At 58.9% G+C, this 21080-nt stretch carries 21 protein-coding genes and 3 pseudogenes; 17 read left to right on the forward strand and 7 right to left on the reverse strand.

All coding sequences use genetic code 11. The features are described 5' to 3' along the window. Window positions 1-169 precede the first annotated feature (169 nt). Window positions 170-894 (forward strand): annotated as a pseudogene (locus KIP88_RS42720) (IS701 family transposase); the annotation flags it as partial. Window positions 895-2229: 1335 nt separating this feature from the next. Here KIP88_RS42720 and KIP88_RS42725 read toward each other — a convergent pair. Further along, entirely contained in the window at window positions 2230-2928 is a 699-nt protein-coding gene (locus KIP88_RS42725; protein WP_214494060.1) for a secretin N-terminal domain-containing protein, read from the reverse strand. Window positions 2929-3103: 175 nt separating this feature from the next. Here KIP88_RS42725 and KIP88_RS42730 point away from each other — a divergent pair, with 175 nt between their 5' ends. From KIP88_RS42730 to KIP88_RS42780, 11 genes are read left to right on the forward strand one after another with little or no spacing between them, the layout of a single operon-like run. Next, window positions 3104-3628 carry a nodulation protein NolB gene (locus KIP88_RS42730; RefSeq protein WP_249791462.1) on the forward strand — a complete coding sequence of 175 codons (525 nt, stop codon included), beginning with the start codon at window positions 3104-3106 and terminating at the stop codon, window positions 3626-3628. 5 nt (window positions 3629-3633) lie between these two features. Continuing rightward, a complete protein-coding gene (gene sctJ / locus KIP88_RS42735) occupies window positions 3634-4500 on the forward strand; it encodes a type III secretion system inner membrane ring lipoprotein SctJ (RefSeq protein WP_249791463.1) in 867 nt (288 codons plus the stop codon). A gap of 10 nt (window positions 4501-4510) precedes the next feature. After that, the gene (locus tag KIP88_RS42740) at window positions 4511-5149 is read left to right on the forward strand and encodes a nodulation protein NolU (protein WP_214494061.1); all 639 of its coding nucleotides are present in this window, start codon (window positions 4511-4513) and stop codon (window positions 5147-5149) included. Next, entirely contained in the window at window positions 5139-5762 is a 624-nt protein-coding gene (gene sctL / locus KIP88_RS42745; protein ID WP_214494062.1) for a type III secretion system stator protein SctL, read from the forward strand. Before KIP88_RS42740 ends, sctL begins: the two co-directional genes overlap by 11 nt. After that, a complete protein-coding gene (gene sctN / locus KIP88_RS42750) occupies window positions 5759-7108 on the forward strand; it encodes a type III secretion system ATPase SctN (protein WP_214494063.1) in 1350 nt (449 codons plus the stop codon). Before sctL ends, sctN begins: the two co-directional genes overlap by 4 nt. Continuing rightward, complete coding sequence (locus KIP88_RS42755; RefSeq protein ID WP_214494064.1) at window positions 7084-7614, forward strand: YscO family type III secretion system apparatus protein; 531 nt, start codon at window positions 7084-7086, stop codon at window positions 7612-7614. The genes sctN and KIP88_RS42755 overlap by 25 nt, the downstream gene beginning before the upstream one ends. A gap of 59 nt (window positions 7615-7673) precedes the next feature. Then, window positions 7674-8729, forward strand: coding sequence for a type III secretion system cytoplasmic ring protein SctQ (gene sctQ / locus KIP88_RS42760; protein ID WP_214494065.1), 1056 nt, complete (start codon window positions 7674-7676; stop codon window positions 8727-8729). Then, window positions 8722-9387, forward strand: a complete 666-nt coding sequence (gene sctR / locus KIP88_RS42765) for a type III secretion system export apparatus subunit SctR (RefSeq protein ID WP_108523099.1) — start codon at window positions 8722-8724, stop codon at window positions 9385-9387. The genes sctQ and sctR overlap by 8 nt, the downstream gene beginning before the upstream one ends. Before the next feature lie 2 nt (window positions 9388-9389). After that, window positions 9390-9674, forward strand: coding sequence for an EscS/YscS/HrcS family type III secretion system export apparatus protein (locus KIP88_RS42770; protein ID WP_108523098.1), 285 nt, complete (start codon window positions 9390-9392; stop codon window positions 9672-9674). After that, window positions 9675-10496, forward strand: coding sequence for a type III secretion system export apparatus subunit SctT (gene sctT / locus KIP88_RS42775; RefSeq protein ID WP_108523097.1), 822 nt, complete (start codon window positions 9675-9677; stop codon window positions 10494-10496). Then, window positions 10493-11530, forward strand: coding sequence for an EscU/YscU/HrcU family type III secretion system export apparatus switch protein (locus tag KIP88_RS42780; protein WP_214494066.1), 1038 nt, complete (start codon window positions 10493-10495; stop codon window positions 11528-11530). The genes sctT and KIP88_RS42780 overlap by 4 nt, the downstream gene beginning before the upstream one ends. 39 nt (window positions 11531-11569) lie before the next feature. On the opposite strand, the gene KIP88_RS42785 is transcribed toward KIP88_RS42780, so the two are convergent. From KIP88_RS42785 to KIP88_RS42800, 4 genes are read right to left on the reverse strand one after another with little or no spacing between them, the layout of a single operon-like run. Continuing rightward, window positions 11570-12235 carry a CpaD family pilus assembly lipoprotein gene (locus KIP88_RS42785; RefSeq protein ID WP_214494067.1) on the reverse strand — a complete coding sequence of 222 codons (666 nt, stop codon included), beginning with the start codon at window positions 12233-12235 and terminating at the stop codon, window positions 11570-11572. Between the two features lie 10 nt (window positions 12236-12245). Next, entirely contained in the window at window positions 12246-13700 is a 1455-nt protein-coding gene (locus KIP88_RS42790; protein WP_374226596.1) for a type II and III secretion system protein family protein, read from the reverse strand. A 28-nt stretch (window positions 13701-13728) separates the two neighbouring features. Beyond that, window positions 13729-14418, reverse strand: a complete 690-nt coding sequence (locus KIP88_RS42795) for a response regulator transcription factor (protein ID WP_214494068.1) — start codon at window positions 14416-14418, stop codon at window positions 13729-13731. A gap of 1 nt (window position 14419) precedes the next feature. Further along, entirely contained in the window at window positions 14420-14824 is a 405-nt protein-coding gene (locus KIP88_RS42800; protein WP_214494069.1) for a hypothetical protein, read from the reverse strand. Between the two features lie 1364 nt (window positions 14825-16188). Here KIP88_RS42800 and KIP88_RS42805 point away from each other — a divergent pair. The 5 genes and pseudogenes from KIP88_RS42805 to KIP88_RS48040 form a co-directional block, all read left to right on the forward strand. Continuing rightward, window positions 16189-17059: pseudogene (locus KIP88_RS42805) on the forward strand (IS21 family transposase); the annotation flags it as partial. A 168-nt stretch (window positions 17060-17227) separates the two neighbouring features. Further along, complete coding sequence (locus KIP88_RS47395; protein ID WP_249791466.1) at window positions 17228-17929, forward strand: IS701 family transposase; 702 nt, start codon at window positions 17228-17230, stop codon at window positions 17927-17929. Between the two features lie 79 nt (window positions 17930-18008). Further along, on the forward strand, window positions 18009-18476 hold the full coding sequence (locus KIP88_RS47400) for a transposase (protein ID WP_308163785.1): 468 nt from the start codon (window positions 18009-18011) through the stop codon (window positions 18474-18476). Window positions 18477-18479: 3 nt separating this feature from the next. After that, window positions 18480-19039, forward strand: a pseudogene (locus KIP88_RS42815) (IS21 family transposase); the annotation flags it as partial. A gap of 15 nt (window positions 19040-19054) precedes the next feature. Beyond that, window positions 19055-19564, forward strand: a complete 510-nt coding sequence (locus KIP88_RS48040; RefSeq protein WP_283848582.1) for an ATP-binding protein — start codon at window positions 19055-19057, stop codon at window positions 19562-19564. Here KIP88_RS48040 and KIP88_RS42825 read toward each other — a convergent pair whose 3' ends face one another. After that, entirely contained in the window at window positions 19565-20209 is a 645-nt protein-coding gene (locus tag KIP88_RS42825) for a hypothetical protein (protein ID WP_214494070.1), read from the reverse strand. It lies immediately after the preceding gene. Window positions 20210-20442: 233 nt separating this feature from the next. After that, a partial coding sequence (locus KIP88_RS42830; protein ID WP_214494071.1) for a recombinase family protein occupies window positions 20443-21080 on the reverse strand: 638 nt, incomplete at its 5' end.

The following is a 21080-nucleotide window of genomic DNA, read 5'->3' on the forward strand; positions in this document are numbered from 1 at the left end:
AGCGTCTGATTCAAAAGATCGCGGGCGAGGTCCTGTGAGAATCAGTTACCGGTTGAGATTCAGGCATCGGCAACGGAGGCTGATATGGATCTCCGGACATCAGACGGCAGTGAATCGCGATTTTCGGCTTTTGTAGAGAAACTTGTGAGTGTGATCGGACATGCGGACCACGGTGTGGACGTCCGACACGGCGCCGCTGCCGCCAAAAAATGGTCGGGCAAAGGGCGACCACCAAAGCTGCTGCGCCGCGACCACAAGCATCAACCGATTTCGGTCAAGGAGCTTGCTCTTTGCCTTCCTAAGCGGGTCTGGCGCACGATCAAGTGGCGAGAGCGCGCGGCCGAGCGGCTATCGTCGCGCTTCGCTCGCGCGCGCGTTTGCGTCGCGCATCGAGATTACCAGCTCACCGAAAGCCGAACGGAAGAATGGCTTTTGATCGAATGGCCAGAAGGTGAGGACGAGCCGACCAAATACTGGCTTTCAACGTTGCCGGAAACGATCACTTTCGGCAGGCTAGTCGAGCTAACCAAGCTGCGCTGGCGCATCGAGCGCGACTATCAGGATCTCAAACAAGAGGTTGGGCTCGGGCATTTCGAAGGGCGAGGTTGGCGTGGCTTCCACCACCACGCCACGCTGTGCATCGCGGCCTACGGGTTCCTGGTCTCCGAGAGGGAGACGATTCCCCCCTCGGAATCTCGTTCCACCAGGCCGTTCAAGAAACTTGCGGTTCCCAACGGTTACCGACCCAGAGGCTCCGCCGCTGCGACCCGAACGTCACATCCCGAACTCGATCGCGACGATGCGGCGAAGACTGATCGTTGCCATCGCCCGGAACATCTCACGCTGTCCTTGTTGCACCCGGCAGACGAAGCGCCTTCTTTTGTGACACAGTAAGATTAATTGACCGCGTACAATCATCTTGGCGCGAGGCCAACATAGCCTAGCCAAGATAATCGACGCCGGCACAGAAGGGACGCCGCCAAGTGCTCCTGCCACCGGCGGCATCCCAAAGTTCTGTTTTAGCGGGGAGGGGCATGGCTCTGCCGTAAGCTGGGCTGTGGAAACGCCTACCCGGTGGGGGAATCCTCACCCGAGTATCCAGGCCAGAGGCTAGGGTCAAGCGACGGGTTGAGACGAACAAAATCCTCTTCTCGCCATTCGGCTGTGTGGGGCACAGCCAGGATAGAGAAAGTTGTCGGTGAGTCCTTGCTCGGCATGAGTCCGACAGTTCTTAGCATGTTGAGCTGGGCGTTCGAGGCCGTTTGGGGACAGAAGACCCAGTACTCGCTGGCGCGACGTCCGTTTTCCATGACGAAATTTCCGAGTTCCAGTGGCGCATCCCCCGTGGAGGACGATGGCCCGGCTTGTGATGGCCCGGCTTGTGATGGCGCGGCATGCGATGGCCCGGCCTGTAACAGCCTGGGTTCGAGCTCCTCCCAAACCGGGTCCTTATCGGGGGCTTCCGCCAGCGACTGAGCAGGCGGCTGCTGCGAGCTGGGCCCGTTCGCCGGCGGCCGAGGATGGCTCGGCTTGCATTGGACCGGGTTCGACATTCTGCCAAATCAGATCCTGATCGAAATCTGGGGCTTCCGCCAGCGATTGAGCAATCGTCTGCTGCGAGGGCCGCAGCAAACTTTCGCCGGCGGCCGGTAATGGCCCAGGGGGGGCCGCAGCCGGCGTACGCAGATCATCGTCCCAACTCAAATGTGACGAATAGGGATGCTCGGCCTCCAAATATGGCGAATAGGCTTCCCCCTGCCGCACTGGCGACCACGCAGCATATGGCGGAGGACTATCTTGCAACTCGCTCAGCTGGTGCTCAAAGCCCGTTGGATCCGCGGGCGGTGGCGGTGAGGCGGGCTGTGGGTCCGTGTTCAGTGGGTCGATTGAGTTGAAATCCATCCTGTTCCTCCTTTGACACATGGAGCGGCTCGAGCCCTTCTTTGACGAAGGCCACTTGCATCGCGACCTACGGAGAACCGCTTAGAAGACTCGCCTTCTGCAGCCTCCAATCTGCCGGCAACGATGGCGCCAACCAGATTTGCGGTTATTCCGAGCATCGGGTGCCCCGACGTTGGATGACGGTGGATAGACGGCATCGCCGTCGAGACATCCGCGATCTCATGCTAGGAGGGTGAGCTTTCGAGAAGCTGACGAGCGTCAGAAGGATTCACAATGAGCCAATGGAGACGGCATTTACTTCCGCCGAAAGCTGCCGCGCATTCTAATTCATCTCTGGCTTGGCGCAGGCTCGCGCACGATACTGTCCTGTCGCGGCGCGTCGGAAGAATAGGGGGCTTCCGGTCGTCCATCGCGAACGACCGTTGTTGAGGAGCCACGAAATAACTTCAGCACCGATTCCCGCGACTGCTTTTCGACGGCACCGTGCGGCCGCGCCTGCGCCTCCGCTACAAGGCCGTTGAGCGTTTGGTCCAGGAGCGCGATGAAGCGTGGTGGGCCAGAAACCAGGACAAGGCCATCTCCTGGTGCCGGTCTCACAAGATAGCGCTCGTCGGAGATGTTGAGTGCATCGAGGGCCGCTTTGAATGCATCGAAGCTGATCGGCTTCAAGACAAGCAGACGACTTTGCGCCTCATTTGCGGCAGATACATACAGCACGAGCCCATCGTAGTACCATTGAAGATTGTAGAGATTGGTCAAACGGTCGAGGAACTCGCGCGGTGGCAGATCTGGCATGCGCCCGCGAATCCGACCCTTCACCTCCGCGCTGACGTTCACTCTGATATTGAGGTTGTTACCGAATTCCAGCAGTGCGGCAGACAGGTCCTGATCCAGAACTGTGTAGCTATAAGGTGCCGAAGGCAGCGAGAGCGGAGCCCCAAACGCCGTGAGTACCCCGGAGCAAAGGAAAACTCCTGCGCCCGCAACTCGGTTCAAAATGTTCAGGATCGTGCGTCGGCTTAGCATTCCAAGTCCCTTCGGCCTGAGAACAAGTATTAAGACTTCGCCCAAATTGGAAGCCAAGCGTGATCTTTAAAATGGCCTTATGGCTCGCGTGTTCGTCAGCTTGCGGTCAGCTGGCCTCTTTACGGTATTGACCATCAGTTCTTAACAACGGCGGTGTCTCACCGGCGCCAAACCAATGAAACCTTCGATCATGCTAGGCGCCACGCCAATCTCTCTGAACCCTGCCGAAGGCCTGTCCGGGCTCTGCCAGCCGGCAGCCATCGGCCAGCAGAGCCAGTTTCAGCAGACTCTTCTGCATGTCACTTCGACATCAGGCGCTGCCTCCTCAGTTACCGATAAAGCAGCGTCCGTTCCTGCGGTGTCAGAGGTTCAGCGTGCAACAGTGCAGGCAAGCGCGCCTGGCGAGCGCGTGCTCCAGGCTCTCTCTTCGATGTATCGGAGCAATCCCGTTCCTTCTGCAACGAGCGGCGGTGTGGCCGCGATTTCGAAGACCGCTCAACCTGGGCCGGCCGCTCAGCCGCTTTCGCGGTCGCAGCTAGTCGGGGCGAACCCCGCGGGCAAGCCGGAAGGGGTGCTCGACTTCGACGCGATGGTTGCGGGTCTGCGGGACGTTTACAAGGGTGTCGTGGAGGTTTCGCTTGTGTCCAAGAGCACCAGCGCCGTCAGCTCATCTTTGAACAAATTGCTATCGGCGGGCTGAGTTCGTTGACGTCTAGTTTCATCTATGGACAAAACGGCCATGCCCGCCTATCCCGTCGGTGGTTGCGTGTTTTTGCCGTGCTATCGCTTCTCCTCCCCTTGATAGGTTGTAAGGCCGATCTCTACAGCAAAGTGCAGGAGCGCGAGGCCAATGAGATGCTTGCTCTCCTGCTTAGCAAGGGCGTCGATGCGGTCCGTGTTACTGCCAAGGACGGGACCAGCACGATTCAGGTCGAGGAGAAGCGGCTAGCCTTTTCGATTGAGCTGCTAAATCTAGAAGGGTTGCCGCGCCACCCTTTCAAGAACCTCGGCGAGGTGTTCAAGGGATCGGGCCTGGTTGCCTCGCCGATCGAGGAACGCGCCCGCTACGTTTATGCCCTGAGCGAAGAATTGTCGCGCACGATTAGCGATATCGACGGCGTCATATCCGCGCGTGTCCACGTTGTTTTGCCGAAAAATGATCTGTTGCGCCAGGACACGATGCCGTCCTCAGCGTCGGTGTTCATTCGACATAACTCCAATGCAAAGCTCTCGCTCCTGCTACCGCAGATCAAGATGCTGGTCGCCAACAGCATCGAGGGTCTATCCTATGATAAGGTGGCGGTGGTCTTTGTGCCGGTTGAGCGGGCTCCGCTTGAGCGGCCGGCCCCGCCAGCTGCGTCCGTTCAGTCGACCAAATCAATTTCAGACCCGCTACTTGCGGCCGGTATCGGAGGGGGCGGCGCTGCGATAGGCCTTCTGTGCTACATATTCCTGGGCTCTCGTATGCATCAGCGCGCTCAGCCGCCGCGCGCGCGATCCAGACTTGGCAACCGTTCGAACACGCCCGCTATCCCGCCTCCCGGTAAAAAGATCACCTCCGACAAGGCATAGGAGTGCGCAGATGCCCATACCGCTGCCATCCTCCGGTTCTCATACGTGGTCCGAATCGACCTCTGAGGGGCTGCGCGAGCTTGCTGCCTCGACCCATCTGACCCGATTTGCTGCCCGTCTTGACGGGCGGCTGTCGGCTTCGGCTTTGGTCCGGCTACAGAAGAGCTCAAGGCTGCAGGTAAGACTTGCTGAAATGCTGCTTGGTAATGAAATGGACTCCAACGGCCGTAACTGGGGAACTGATCTTCTGCTCGGCCATGATCCGAATAGGGCTGCTTTGCTTGCCGGCAGTATCTGGCATGCTCGCTCGCTCCTAAAGCTCGTCTCAAAGCAGCATCTCGCGATTCTGCTCGGGCGTATCGGGGCAGAAGCGCACGCTTTCGGTATCCGGAACTTGGCCAGCGCGGTCGCAATCACCGCTACCGCTGATCCGGAGCAACTTTCGCAACAGATTGAACACGATGGCCATGCCTGCCTAGGTGCTTGGCTCGACGAAGCCTCGGCACTTGATCGCACGCGCGTGCTGTTACGCTTGCCCATGGGCACTGCTGCCGAGAATCCAGCGGCCGAACACCGCAATGCTGCGGGCCCAGTGCTTTCCTTGGTGATAGCCCATTTGTCGAGGGAGACGCCACGGCATGACAGCTGATGACCCAGCGCTGCCGGTGGCCCCCGAGATACGGCCGCTCGGGCCTCTCATATCGGCGGCCGAGATCGGGATCTGGTGCGATGCCGTAGAAGCGCGCGCGGCTGCCGAGCGGCATCTGCAACGCGTTCGCGGCTGGGGACGGACAGCTTATAAGCGGGAGCGGGCGCGCGGCCGTGCGGATGGCTTCAAGAGCGGCGCCGAGGAAATGTCTCGGCTGATTGCACAGGCTGCTTCCGCACTTGCGCAGCGAAAAGCCATTCTGGAGCAGGAGTTGCCGCAGCTCGTCATGGAGATCGTGAGCGATCTTCTGGGCGCGTTTGATCCAGGCGAGATGTTGGTGAGGACCGTTCGTAACGCGATCGAGCAAAAATATGGTAGCGCGGAAATTTGCCTTCATGTCTCTCCTCTGAAAGCCGATGCGCTAGCGCGCGAGTTCGCTACGTGCGATGGACAGGAGGGCCGGCCGAAAGTGCGGGTTGCTCCGGATCCGGCTCTAACGACAGAGCAGTGCGTGTTGTGGAGCGAATTTGGCAATGTAGACATTGGAGTTGCCGCGCAGCTGCGGGCTCTACGCCTTGGCCTGGGTTTGCCATCAAAGGAAGACGGGCCATGACCACATCAGCCACCGATGCGGCGGGAGAGAGGAATCTGCACGCCGCGCTATCGTCTCTGAAATCTACAGCAAAGCATATCGACACGCGTGCTGTACGAGGGCGGATCACACGGGCGGTCGGCACCTTGCTCCATGCCGTCTTGCCAGAGGCGCGTATAGGGGAGCTTTGCCTGTTGCAGGATCCCCGCACCGGATGGTCGCTCGAGGCCGAGGTGATCGGCCTATCGCAAGATGGGGTATTGCTCACTCCCATTGGTGACATGGCGGGCTTATCCAGCCGAGCAGAAGTGGTCGCGACCGGACGAATGCATGAAGTTCCGGTCGGCCCCGATTTGCTTGGCCGGGTGATCGACAGCTTCGGCCGTCCGATCGACGGAAAGGGTCCAATCAACGCCGCTCAAACTCGTCCGCTGCGCGGCAAGGCTCCCAACCCCATGACAAGGCGCGGTATCGAGCGAACATTCCCACTCGGCGTCCGTGTCTTGGATGGGCTTCTAACATGTGGCGAGGGGCAGCGGATCGGCATCTACGGAGACCCTGGGTGCGGTAAGTCGACGCTCCTGTCGCAGATCGTAAAAGGCGCGGCTGCCGACGCCACCATAGTCGCGTTGATCGGTGAGCGCGGTCGTGAAGTGCGGGAATTCATCGAGCAGCACCTTGGTGAGGTAGCGCTTCGCCGCAGCGTCGTTGTCGTTGAGACCTCCGACCGCTCGGCAATGGAACGAGCGCAATGCGCTCACATGGCGACGGCACTCGCCGAATATTTTCGTGATGAAGGACTTCGCGTCGTCCTGATGATGGACTCATTGACGCGCTTTAGCCGCGCCATGCGCGAAATTGGCCTTGCGGCAGGAGAGCCGCCGACGCGGCGCGGCTTTCCGCCATCGGTTTTTGCGATGCTTCCTGGCCTGTTGGAGCGTGCCGGCATGGGCGAGCGCGGCTCGATCACGGCCTTCTATACTGTGCTTGTCGAAGGCGACGGCTCGGGTGATCCAATCGCCGAAGAATCACGAGGCATTCTTGATGGCCACGTTGTTCTCTCACGCCTTTTGGCTGCGCGCGAGCATTTTCCAGCTATTGACGTATTGTCAAGCCGCAGCCGCGTGATGAATGCGGTCGTCTCTGTGTCGCATCGAAAGGCGGCTTCCTTCTTCCGTGATCTGCTCTCCCGCTACGGCGAGGCCGAGTTCTTGGTGAAGGTTGGCGAATATAAACAAGGCAGTGATCCTCTGACAGACCGGGCAATCAATTCGATCGAGGAGTTGCGGAAATTCCTGCGTCAGGGCGGAGACGAGGCGTCAAGCTTTGAGGAGACGGTCACATGGATGTCACGTCTGACCGCGTGAATCGCGTCCATGCCTCGAAATTGCGGCTAGTGAAGGACATGAGACAGCGGAGCGCCCTTCGTGAGGTGTACAACATGGAGGCCAAGCGCCGCACCGCGCTTCAAGCGGTGGAACAAGCTGTCCGGGATCTTGCAACGGCCGAGAAAAACCAAGCGGCGCTAGAAGCGGAGCTTTACCGAGAACTGGCATCTTTTGATTCGCTATCTGTCGAAGAGCTCGATCGTCGCTGTCACATCGTCATTGGACGGCTCAAAACTGAGATCGCAGGAGCACGCCGAACGCTTGAGGAAGCGCGCGTCGCTCAAGAGCGGGCCGAGACGGCGGTCTTCGAGGCGCGGACCACTTTGACCAAGTGCTCGGCGGCGAGTCACAAATGGCAGAAAATTGAAGGCGACGTTCAGCGCGCGAGTGATGCCCATTCAGAGGCGGAAGCCGAGATGGAGGCCGATGATGAGGTTTTGCTTCGGTATCGCAGTGGTTCGCGTACTCACACGGCTAGCTACTGAATCTGATGGCTTCTTCTATGCTAGGGAAAGCGCCTTGTCTTGTAGACGCGCCTGTTACCATGGCTACGGGTGAACAATCGGGATTTAAACCGGCGCTAACCCTGTCCCCTGCGGTCGTCTCTTGGCTCAACGAGATCGCTGCTGCCCGCAAGCCTCTGCAAAGCCGTCTCCGCGATAAGCCGCTATCCGTACGGATGGAACGGCTTGTCTGGGAGCCGGAGCCGTGTGCCGTATCGATGCTCGACTGCGTTTGGGCCATCGGACATGAAACAATCATCTTATCGTTGGCCCGTCCGGTTGTAGAAGGGCTGATCGCGACGGTGCAAAGTGAGCTTGGCCTACCTGCCGAGCCCACTCGTTCGCTCCTCGTCGAATTTGCACTCGATCCGTTGCTCGATCAACTAGAGGGTCTGACACAACAGAAGTTGCAGCTGATCTGTTTGAGCGAAGCAACGGCTCGGGGTCCTTATCTGGAGCTCGAAATCACCTACCGCCCATTCAAGGGAAAAGCGCGCCTGCTCCTGTTCTCACCTCTCGATGGTTCAGTTCCACCCGCGTTTCGGGCGTTAGGCGGACTGCTCAGGCAGCTGCCGCGAGAGGCACGCCAGCTTCCCCCAGAATTGCCTCTCATCGTTAACGGAGAGATCGGTTCGCTCCGTGCGACGGTTGCGCTGCTAGGGAAAGCAAATGCAGGAGACGCTCTATTGCCGGACGTAATACCCTTGGCCCGTGGCCAAGCCATCCTCAACGCGGGAACCTTATGGGCTCCGGCACAGGTTGCAGGGGATCGCTTGATCGTGCGAGGGGCATTCCGCCTCCAACCACATCCCCTGGAGTGTGCACATATGATGACTCAATCCGAAAAACCCCGGCCGCCCTCTGAAAGTGATCTCGACAACATCGAGATTACTCTTGTTTTCGAATGCGGCCGCTGGACTGTCGCACTCGGAGCCTTGAGGGATATCAGCGAGGGACATGTGTTCGAACTTGGCCGGCCGCTCGACGGACCGGTTGATATCCTTGCTAACGGCCGCCGCATAGGCCGCGGGGACATCGTAAGCATCGGCGGGGAGCTTGGCGTCAGGTTGCGGGGCAGGTTGGCCGTCAATGACTGACATTCAACCGGGAATTCTTGGACTCCTTGCGCTCACAGCCGGCCTTGGCCTGCTGGCGTTCCTAGTCGTAACAAGCACAGCGTTCATAAAGGTGTCCGTCGTGCTTTTCCTCGTTCGCAACGCGCTCGGAACTCAATCTATCCCACCGAACCTAGTTTTATATGGCGCGGCGCTGATCCTGACAGTTTTCATTAGCGCGCCAGTGATTGAACAGACCTATAATCGCCTTTCTGCGCCACAACTCCGCTACCAAACGGTCGATGATTGGCTGAGCGCCGCAAAGGAGGCGCAGGAGCCGCTGCGCGGGCATCTGAAGAAGTTCACCGCTGACGAGCAGCGCCGCTTCTTCTTGGCTTCAACCGAACAGGTCTGGCCCGAGGATATGCGCGGCAACGTGAGCGCCGATGACCTGGTCATTCTGGTGCCATCTTTCCTAATTTCAGAACTCAAGCGTGGCTTCGAAATTGGTTTTCTTCTCTATCTGCCCTTTATCACCATCGATCTGATTGTAACGACCATCTTGATGGCCATGGGTATGTCGATGGTTTCGCCAACGGTGATATCCGTGCCTTTTAAGCTGTTTCTATTCGTCTCAATCGACGGCTGGTCGCGGCTCATGCACGGGCTGGTGCTCAGCTACACAACGCCGGGAGGCTGAGCATGGATGAGGCAAGCATTCTCACTCATATGAGCCGGTCACTTGTGCTCTTTATGATCTGGGTTCTGCCACCGCTTATCGCGGCGGTCGTTGTCGGCTTAGTTGTCGGCATCATGCAGGCGGCAACGCAGCTTCAGGATCAAACTTTGCCACTGACTGTGAAGCTTCTGGTCGTTGTCGCGGTGATCGCTTTGTTCTCTCCAGTGCTCAGCGCCGCGCTGATCAAGGAAGCAGAGCAGGTATTTACCGACTTTCCCGCACTCACAGCAAGTATTAGCCGACGTTAGATGAACGTCCCCTCATTCACCGAGACGCAAACTCTGATCCAGGAGGCGATCGAACTCGTGCTCGCAGCCGGGCTCGCGGCAGCCCGCGCCCTTGGCATTATGTTGGTCCTTCCCGTGTTTACGCTGCCGCGCATTAGGGGGCTGATCCGCGGCTGCGTGACCTTTGCGATGGGACTGCCATGCCTGTTGCAGATCAGGCTCGGCTTGCAGTCGCTGGATGAGGGCTCACGACTGATCAGTGTCACGCTACTCGGTTTGAAGGAGGTGTTCGTCGGCCTGCTCATCGGCTTTTTGCTCAGTATTCCGTTATGGAGCATCCAGGCAGTGGGTGAGATCATCGATACCCAAAGGGGGATTACGAACCCTGTTGCTTCCGATGATCCAGCCACGCGTGGCCAGGCTTCGGCGACGGCGGTTTTACTCGGTACCACTGCGATTTCGATTTTCGTTCTAGCCGGGGGATTGGAGAATATGATTAGGGGCCTTTATGGCAGCTATTTGATCTGGCCCGTGTATCGGCTGATGCCTAGTTTGACCGTGCAAGGCGCGATGGCATTTCTGGGGCTTCTCGGTCACATCATGTATACGGCGCTACTGGTCTCTGGCCCCGTGTTGGCATTCCTGTTGCTACTCGATGTATCGGTCATGATACTCGGGCGGTTTGCGCCGCAACTCAAACTGAACGATGTCTCTCCCACCATGAAGAATCTGGCGTATGGGATAATCATGGTAAGTTACGCCACCTTCCTCGTCGAATATATGGGATCGGAGATCAGTCAGTCCAACACCGTGCTCGAGTTGTTCAAGAACCTCCTTAAATGAGTGGCTCGAGCGAAGAGAAGAAGCTCCCCCCCACTCCCAAGAAGCTAAAAGATGCGCGCAAGAAAGGGCAGAGTCCGCGCAGCACCGATTTGGTCAGCGCAGTCAGTGTTTGCGCCGGTTTTGGCTGCCTCTGGTTAAGAGCGGGCCTCATTGAGACCAAGTGGTATGAAACGGTACGGCTAATCGACAAACTGCAGGGGCAGCCGTTCACAAGCGCTGTCCAGCAGGCGCTGGGCGGCTTGATCGAACTGTTTCTTGCGGCCGTTGGTCCATTCCTCGGGGCCGGTGTTGCCGCTGGTATTCTAGCGGGGGTCCTTGCCAATGGTGGGTTAAACGTCTCTTTCGAGTCCTTAAAGCCGAAATTCGAGAAATTGGATCCCATGAAGGGGCTCAAGCGGATTGCGTCTAAGCGGTCGCTCATTGAACTCTCGAAGTCGCTTCTTAAGGTGTGCGTTCTCGGCGCAAGCTTGCTACTCACGGTTATCGCAAGTTGGAAGGCGCTGGTATACTTGCCAACCTGCGGTAGGGGGTGTCTCAACTTCGTGTTCACTGAGATCAAATTGCTGACCGAAATTGCTGCCGGTGCTTTTCTGATCGCCGGATTGGCCGATCTTCTTATCCAGCGCTGGTTGTTTTTACAGGACATGCGCATGACGGAGACCGAGGCCAAACGCGAGTCCAAAGAACAGCAGGGCAGCCCGCAGGTCAAACGAGAACACCGTCGCCTTCGTCAGGAGACGGCGAACGAGCCTCCGCTTGGCGTCCATCGCGCCACATTGATAGTGACAGGACAAGCGATCTTGATTGGGCTTCGCTACATTCGTGGCGAGACCGGCGTGCCGATCGTGGTTTGCCGTGGTGAGGGCGAACTTGCCTCACGACTGCTTGTTGAGGCGCAGTCGCTGCGCCTCAGCATTGTCCAGGATCCAGCCCTGGCGCGGCAGCTCATCCGGAATGCCAGGCTGGGCAACGTCGTTCCTGGGAAGTACTTTGAAGGGGTTGCGAGAGCACTCTATTCCGCCGGGCTGGTCTAGACATTGCTTATGGCAGCAATGATTGCGCCATCCGGCGCACTATCGAGGCGACTGTATATCCCTCGTCGCCGTTGACCCGGCTTCTGGCGAGGACCTGTTGCCAATTCCATCTTCCAAGTCGCTCTTGTTGCGTCGCCCCATGGACCCATATGTGGCAACAGGAATGGCGGCACGATCACCTTTTGTTGCCATGACAGCTCTATTGTCCAGCAGGTCGCTCGGATCGTTGACCATGACGCCCAGATTGTTGCGGATTGAGCAGCCTAGCGTCTGGTCGAACGAATTATCGTTAACCGAAGGACCAATGATCGAAAGGGACGGACATACGGGAGGACGTGCTTCATAGACAATGGCCTCGATTCGCACCGCGAAGCCGACAGGCCGGTCGATGCGAGGGCTGAACAGGCGGACGTTGTAAGGCGCGACGCCCATTGCGCGGGCCTCGCTGGCTACCTGCGCGGCGAGCCGGGGCGAGCCGGTGATATCGAGATGGAGCGCATCAAACCGACCGCGACTGGCGCCGGCAATGAAATCCCTCAGTCGATACCGCTCGAGACCACGAAGGCTCTGCAGCACCAAGACACTGTTCTGCTGCTGCACCATGATTGCTTGTTCAGCCGGCCCAGTGTTGATCAGAGCAGTGTTTGTGCAGCCGCCTAGGCTCGCCATCAGAACGAACAGATGGGGCAGGGCTCGTAAAGTCATTCGACGATCCTCATTCGATAATAAAGCCGGCGCCGCCTGTCGCGCCTGGTACACTGGTACGCGGAGCGTGGCGGCCTCGCGGCGGGCTTGCCAACGTGTTCGTCAAGGCGCGCCCCATATCTGAGGGCGGTCCGATGCGGTCGGCGGGGCCGCTCATCCGGTTCGGGTTCGATGCTGGCCGCACGATGTAAGGCGTGACAATAATAACGAGCTCCGTCTCCTGCTTTTGAAAGGACGAAGAGCGAAACAGTGCACCGAGAATGGGCAGGTCGCCTAACCAAGGAAAAGTACTGATATCCGTGCTGAAGTTACGCCTGATTAGCCCGCCTATTGCGAAGCTTTGTCCGCTCCCAAGCTCGATAACGGTCTCCGCACGCCTCGTAGAGAGGGCAGGCACGGCCATACCGTTCACTTTGACCTCACCTTCTTTCGAAATCTCGCTGACCTCAGGTTTCACGCGGACATTGATTTGATTGTTGTTAAGAACAGTCGGGACGAAGTCGAGGCTCACTCCAAAGCGACGAAATTGGATCGAAACCTGTCGGTTGTCCTGCATGACCGGAATTGGAAATTCGCCGCCCGCCAGGAAGCTCGCGGACTCACCGGACATTGCGGTGAGATTCGGTTCAGCCAGTACGGAAGCGAGGTGCTCGCTGGCGAGCGCGTCGAGGACAGCGCCGACGTTGATACTACCGGCGCTGAAGCCGATACCTGCCTTGCCGCCGCCGCTAGCCGTGCCGGAACCAGTACCTTTGCCGCTGCTAAAGGAAAAAGTGCCATTCAAAGCAGAGAGATTGATGCCGAGCTCCTTCATGGCGCTGCGTGAGACCTCCGCTACGCGAACGCTCAGATTGACCTGTAACGACCCGGCGACCTGAATTTTATTGAAGACCAGCGCACCCGGACCGAGAAACTGCTCTGTGACCCTCACGGCAGTGGCGACGACATCGGCATTGGGAGCCGTACCGTTAAGGATCGCGCCGCGGGGGGTATAGCTGACTTGGATCGGATAGTCGCCGACCTGGGCCTTCAGCATGGCACGCAGATCCTCGATCGGGTCCTTGACGATAACACGAAACTCGGCGAGAGCTTCCCCATTGTCGTTCAAAGCGAACAGGCTGGTCCGTCCGGACTTCTTGCCAAAGACGAAGATGGTCGTGTTCGATGGCGCTTGATAATCCGCGATCGTCGGGTCGGCAACAAAGATGCTCGCCGCCGGCCCGGGCAGATGAATTGTCTTGCCGAGCGAGGAGGAAAGGACCAGCGTCCCATTGATGCTGCTAGGAGCCGCGCGCGGCGGCCCCCCTCTAGCGTCCCGCGTCGTCTGAGCTGCGGCAGTTAGTGGCGATAGCAAAGCGACCGCGCACAGGAGGTGGGAAAGAGAAGGACAAACGGCAGACCACAGGGCGCTAGCGACGATCGAGCGTCGATCGCTGCCACCCTCATTATCAAGAGCGATCTTCAAGGTAGTCTTTGCTTTCAAGTTCGATCGACTACGCGGCCGATGCCGCGCTGTTCAATTCAAGGATATAGCCGACGCCGCGTGCGGTCGTGATCCGGAGCGTCGCACCAGACTGATTCAAATGACCGCGCAAGCGATAGATTGCGACTTCAAGTGCATTAGCAGAGACCTCGTTGTCAAACGCATAGAGGCTATCCTCCAGCGACGCGCGTGGCACGGCGCGGCCTGCGCGGCTGAGCAGATGCTCAAGAATGCACACTTCGCGGCGTGCAATCTTTAGCGGCCGACCACCAACTGAAACTTGCCGGGCGATCGGATCGAATTTTAGATTACCAAACACAACGACGGGGGCTGTCATTTGCGTTGATCGCCTCAGAATGGCTCGCATCCGAGCGATGAGTTCATCAGTAGACACGGGCTTGGGCAGAAAATCGTCTGCACCACCATTGAAAATGGCGATCCGCCTGCCGAGATCATTGCGGCTGCTCATCACCATGGCAGGCATCAAATGTCCGTCGCGTCTCAACCGCTTCAGCCAGTCCAGGCCGTTTCCATCCGGTAGGGCCAACTCGAGCAGGAGAATGTCGTACTTGGCGTAGTCGAGAGCGGTCGCCGCCTCATCCAGCGTGCCCGCCACATCAACGGCGAAACCGCAATCCGAGAGCGCTCCTTGCACAGCGCGCGCAAGGTCCGCATCATAATCAACCAGTAGCGTTCGCATTTCATTGCCTCTTCATGCCAAAACTACCAAGCAGATCACCGTCGACCATGAAGTCGGGCGAAATTGAGTTCTCCAGCTTCAACGTAAACGTCGGGAGACGGTACCGACTAAGAAGAGCAATGTTGCCAACGGCCAACATCGCTCCGCCCATTGCCTGGCGATTAGCAATTTCGGCCGTCTGCTGTGGATCGCATGCGTCCTTGACACTCAACGAGGTCTTGATGTCGGGAACCAGGCCAGAATCAGTCAGAGCATTGAGCGCTGTGGCAGGACCCTCGTGCATCTTCGCGCCAACCTCGGCAGTGCTTCCGGTCATCGGCTCGGCGAGCGCATTGCCAGCACGCGCAATCGAAACCAAAGCACAAGAGAGAATGGCTGGATTGGCATCCGAACTGATACGAGACATTTGGAAGCTCCCCATGTTGCCCTGACTCTGCGGTGAGTCTTGCTATGCCATCGACCTGTGAGGTCGTTTGGTCATAGCAAATGCAACCTTGAACGCGTGAAGACAGATCGCACCCCCGCAGCGGGCCGATGCTCTAGATGCCGCTAACGTGGGACAACCAATGCGCCGGTGGCTCTGAAAAGATTGTCTCGGTGGGCGGTGACGTGCATCGGGAGCGCGAGAAACCCGGCATTCAGACATATCCAACGCGCCCGCTAGGCTGCGGCCCATCTGGCACACCGAAGAATGGCGAGTTCGTCCCCGCAGCGGTGTTATCAGGCATGTGGTTCGGGTGGTTCCGCCGCCTGCATTCCACTTCTCGGGACGAACGGCGGCGGATACCGAACTTGGACTCAACTTCGTTTCCCCTCCGACAACGGGAACGCGAAGACAGCGAGTACTGCTCTTGAGCTCCTCGTCCTGTTGCAGCCTCAACTTGGCCGGCGCGGGTACCCCGTCCGGCGCGTAGGCTACGTTGCCAACAGGCCTTCGGGTGGACTGATCGAGAGGCGTGACGGGGTCGGGCGGCGCGGCCCTACGGGTTGGAGACATTCGCAATTCTTGCTACCTGTCAGAAAGTGTTGCGCGCGACGCATTGTCGCGACTGATGTCGGAAACCGTACAATCTGACGCTACGTGCGATTCAAGTCCCTTCGAGAGCTCGTGCATAATTATTTAAAAAAATCGCAGGCTTGCTGAGGCAGCCACCATGGGAAGTTGGATAAAAAACACCGCGACGCATCAAAGCAGCAAAGCATCTTACGGGAACCAGAGGGCCTTCGCTGGCGCCGAAACTCACCATTCGTTGTCATCTGGACGGAAATCGATGCCTGTCATGGGGGTTTGAGACATTTCGCGCTTCTTGCTATCTGTCAGGAACCCTGTGTCAGAAACCCTACAATCTGACGCTGCGTACGATTCAAGTCCTCGCTCGTTGCGTGAAGATAAGCGGAAAAACTCTGACGCTCGATTCATACTCTCGTCCGACGTTTGCCGTCTTATATCCGGTGACGTCGTTCGTGCACCGACGAAAATTGATAAGCCCGTTCGCATGGGTGAGAGTTGCATCACTTCACCCGAGATAAGCAAGGGGCGGCGCGACGTTTTCTGATAGCTCACCACCACGTGTCTGCGCGTTTCGCGGGATCGTGAGCACGGATTTCAGACGATCGTGAGCACGGATTTCACCGCATCATGAGCAACGATTTCAGAGGATCGTGAGCAGCGATTTCAGGCGATCGTGAGCACCTTTGGGCGGTGCCGGACGCTTCGGCCGACAACTCAACCGGGCTAGGGATTTCTCATTCAACCAATGAGGAAGCCTGATGCCTACCCCGAGATTGTCGATGCGCCGGATCAGAGAAGTTCTACGTTTAAGGCACCAGGGCCTGACCGAGCGCGTCATCGCGCGGACGTTGGGGGTGAGCAATGGCGTCGTCCATGGTTACGTGCGGCGTGCCCGCCTTGCCGGGCTGAGCTGGCCGCTTGCCGGAGGGCATGGACGACGAGGGCCTGCTGCTGCTGTTCCCGGCGCCGACGGCAGCCTCGCAAAGCGACCGGCGACCGGCCCCCGATTGGGTTTATGTGGAGAAGGAACTGCGCCGTCGCAGTGTGACACGGCTGCTGTTGTGGGAAGAGTATCGCGCCGCCAATCCCGACGGCTTCGGCTATACCTGGTTTTGCACGACCTTCGAGGCCTGGAAGCAGCGTGCGCGCCCGAGCATGCGTCAGACCCACATCGGGCGGGGAGAAGGTGTTCGTCGATTTCGCCGGCGACACCATCGACATCTTCGATCCCATCACCGGCGAAGTGCGCGCCATGAAGCTGTTCGTCGCGGCGATGGGGGCCTCGAACTACACCTACGCCGAGGCTTGCCCAAGCGAGAGCCTGTCCGATTGGATCGGCGTGCATGCCAATCTGTTCAGGTACCTCGGTGGCGTGCCGAAGTTCGTGGTCTGCGATAATCTCAAGGCCAAGGTTGGGGTCGCCGTCCAGATCGCGCAGCGCTGGATCCTGGCCCGCCTGCGCAATCAGCGCTTCTTTCCCTGGCGGAACTGAACGCTGCCATCCACGTCCTGGTCGGCGAACTCAACGCCCGCCAGATGCGCCGTTTCGGCTCCAGCCGCGCCGAACTGTTCGCCGAGATCGATCGTCTCAAGCTGGGAGAGCTGCCGGACCAGCCCTATCACTACAGTTGCCTTTTCTCTCGGTTTCTGAATCCATGGGCAACCATGATTCGCAGATCGTGGACGCAGGCAGCGTCAATTGAAGAGACGCTTGCGCTGTGGGCGGCGTCGCTTCGGGAGATCAAGAAACGGATACGTCCGTTATTCAATCAAGATCGTGTTGCGAGGAATGCAGGCTTGTTTCTCGAGAGTCTGCTCGGAGATGAGCAACGCAAAACCGGCTGGATGCGCGCGGAGGCAGCTGGCGATCCCCGCCCTTGGCGGCAACAGGCGATCCTGGGGCGCAGGGATTGGGATGCGGATGGCCTGCGCGATATCGTCCGCGACTATGTCGTCGAGCATCTGGCGGATGACGACGTGGTCCTCGTGATCGATGAGACCGGCTTTCTCAAACAGGGCAAGGCGTCGTGCGGCGTAGCGCGTCAATACACTGGTTCGGCGGGCAAGATCACGAACTGCCAGATCGGCGTCTTCGCTGCCTACGTTTCGCGCCACGGTCATGCGTTCATCGATCGCGCGCTGTATCTTCCGAAGGAATGGACCGACGATCCAGATCGCCTGAAAGCCGCATACGTGCCCCCCGATACCGGCTTTGCGACCAAACCAAAGCTTGCGACGAGAATGATCGCACGCGCCATGGCCGCGCCTGTCCCATTGTTGCAGGCGATACGGTCTACGGTGTCGGTGACATCGAACAGCAACTGCGTCGCGCAGGCAAAGGTTATGTCCTCGGTGTCAGCAGCGCGCATGTATTTCAATCCTGGGTCAAGCGGCGATTCGGTTGCCGGCACGGCCGCCGACATCGCCCAGACGCGGCGCGCGCCCGACTGGAAACGCCTCTCGGCAGGGGGTCGGAACCAAAGGACCGCGGCTGCATGATTGGTGCTATCTCGAATCGGCTGATCTCGAAGTCGAGGCATTAAACGATGCAAATTCGGGTCTGTGGACACGCGGTCTAGTGATCCGTCGTCGTATCGCCGATGGCGATCTCGCCTTCTTCACCACCTGGTGCCCAACGGGAACGTCTATCGAAACGCTGGTGGCGGTCGAAGGCCATCGGTGGGCGATCGAGGACAGCTTTGAGACGGCGAAGAACGAGTTCGGCCTCGATCACAACGAGAGCAGATCCTGGCATGGCTGGCACCGCCACGTTTCCCTGGTGATGCTCGCCTTCGCCATGATGGCGGTGATCCGCCATCGCGCCAATCCACCGCCCCAAAAAAACGAAACGCCGAACTACGGCAAAAACCAAAGCATCGCCATCCCGTCATTGATCCGTTGGTCAATCCAGGAAGTTCGCCGTATCGCCATCAGGCTCGCCCGAAAGCGCATCCAACCCGCACACGTTATCGCATGGTCACTCTGGCGCAGAGCGCACCAGGCCACCGCTCAGCGTGCTCACTTCAAAGCAAAACGGCAACTGTAATGCTATGTCTTCGCGCGCTGGAAGCGTTGTCGCGTCGCCCCCGACTACCACGTTGAGATCGACGGCCATTGGTATTCTACCCCTTACCGTCTGATCCGTGAACTCGTCGAGTCCGCATCGCCGACAAGACCGTCGAGATCTTCCACAGGGGTCAGAGGATCGCGAGCCACGCCCGTGCGCCCAACCGCCGCGGCCATACCACGATCGCCGATCATATGCCGAGCGCCCATCGCCGCTACGGTAAGTGGACGCCGGGAGGGCTGATCGCGGCCGGCGAGAAGATCGGCCCCTCTGCCGCGGCGTTTTTCCAGGCCGTCATCGCGGCAAGGCCTCATCCCGAGCAAGGCTTTCGCACCTGCCTCGGCATCCTGTCGCTGACCAGGAGCTACGACAATGCGCGCGTCGATGCGGCCTGCCGACGCGGCATCCTCATCAAGGCTCGCTTCGTCGCCTCGATCCGCTCGATCCTCAAGAACGGCCTTGATCGCGCGTTCCTTGACGAGACATCCAACGATCAACCCCTGCGCCACCGCAACATCCGCGGTCAGGGCTATTTCCACTGAACCATGGAGATCTCAATGCTGACGCATCCCACCCATGAACGGCTGATCGCACTCGGCTTGACCGGAATGGCCAAAGCCCTGGAGGAGCAGCGACGATCGTCAGATCTCGATGCCTTGTCGTTCGAGGAGCGCGTCGGATTGCTGGTCGATCGCGAAGCCGCCGAGCGCGACACCAAACGTCTCACGACCCGCCTCAAGTTCGCCGCGTTGCGCCAAAGCGCATGCGTGGAAGACGTCGATTTGCGTACGCCACGCGGCATCGATCGCGCCGTCTTCGCCAGACTCGTCGGCGGCGACTGGATCGACCGCAACGAGAACCTGCTCATCACCGGGGCATCCGGGTTGGTGACATGGTGCACATCTCGCTATGTCATTGATAATCGAAGCTTCGTTGCCGCGGATCTTGTGATACTGCGCGACCATTCGTCACCGCATGACCGACTTCCTGCCGATTCAGGTCAATCTCCTGGATCACATACGGTGCGCCCACGCAACTCTGTTTTGCCGGCAAGACACCATCCTTGATTAATCGTATACCACAGTCATCTTGCTGAGGCCCAAACGGCTTGCTGCCTCATGCAGGATCAGCTCCCCACGTTCGGCGCGTTCGCCCTCTCGGTAGACAGGAATGTTGTGGTCGTTGCGGAAGACACAAACGCGCTGCTGGGTCCACGTGTTGCCTTTGGCCGTGCGTGTGCCAAGCCGATTGAGAACGGAGGCAATGCTCCCGTCCGGCAGCAAACGAGCCAGATCACGGATCAGCTGCTCAGTTGAAGCATTGGTCTTCCACCAATGCTGTCCGGGCCGGTTCTTCACAACGTCGAGCACAGTATGGTCGCCGCCCTTCCAGTGCAATTTGAGGTGCAATACTCCTGGCTCGACGGTGACGATGATCTCTTCAAGAACCGCTCTCAATATCCGCTTTCGTGTCGCAACCGAGGCTGCCGGATGGCTCCACGGGCGCTCCACGTCTGTCCCTAGTCCAAAAATCTCTGCGCGTTCTGCGTTGGTTAGAGCGGGCGGCTGTTTGTCGTGGGCGATGCGAAGATCATCCTCGAGGCGCGCCACTTCCGCAAGCCGTTCATTCCACCGCCGTTCGATATCTCCAGCGACCAGGCGGTTTTTCTGGATCAACTGCATCATATTGTCGGTGCGCGCGAGCCGCTTCATAGCGTGCCTGCCCCAGCTCCAGCTCTATGTGCTGCAGCCGCTCCCCGCCGGCTCGCTCGCGGTCCGCGATTGCTTGCAGGGCAGCGTCAAGGCCGAGAGGTGCAATCGCCGATAATACCTCGGCCGACACAGCTGCATCGATTCGCACATTGCCAAACTCAATGCACTTCGTCCGCCGTCCGTGATTAACGGTGGCGCCGTTGCAAAGGTAACGCGCAACACCTCGCAGCCCATTATGGTGCACCTTGAGCTTGCGACCGCAACGTCCATAACGCAACAGGCCGACGAGCAATCCGCCACCATTGCGCACGATCCCGGCACCATCCGCCCTTCATGTTCGCGTTCCCGTTGATGGTCCGTTGGTTGCTCTCGTAGTCCTGCCAGGAGATGTAGCCGTCGTGGTGATCACGAATCAGAACCTCCCAGTCCTTCTGCGATCGGCGCACATTACGGGTGACCAGCTTGCGGCCGGCTTCGATTCGCACCTGCGAACCGGTGCGACCAAATACGTACGCGCCAGCATAGGTCGGATTGGTCAGCAGCCGGTGAATCGTATTGTAGCGTGGCAGCCGCCACTCCACCATTCGGCCACGTGGACCATACACGACAATCGGCATCTTGATGCCGTTATCGCACAACCAAATCGCGACTTGGCGCACGCTGCCAAATTCCGCAAACTTGCGGAACGCTAGATGGAGCGACTTGCGCACCCGCCTGTCCGGATCCAACTCCAGCCTGTCGTCGCTGGTGCGCACGTAGCCGACGGCCACGGAGGTGTGGAGATCGCCACGCGCCGCCTTGAGGCGCAATGCTTCCTGTGAGCGCTGGCGCAAGATCGATAGTTCGAGCTCGCTGAACGTTCCCTTCATCC

It is taken from the genome of Bradyrhizobium sp. SRL28 (assembly GCF_018596315.1).
In the GTDB taxonomy this organism is placed as follows: Bacteria; Pseudomonadota; Alphaproteobacteria; order Rhizobiales; family Xanthobacteraceae; genus Bradyrhizobium.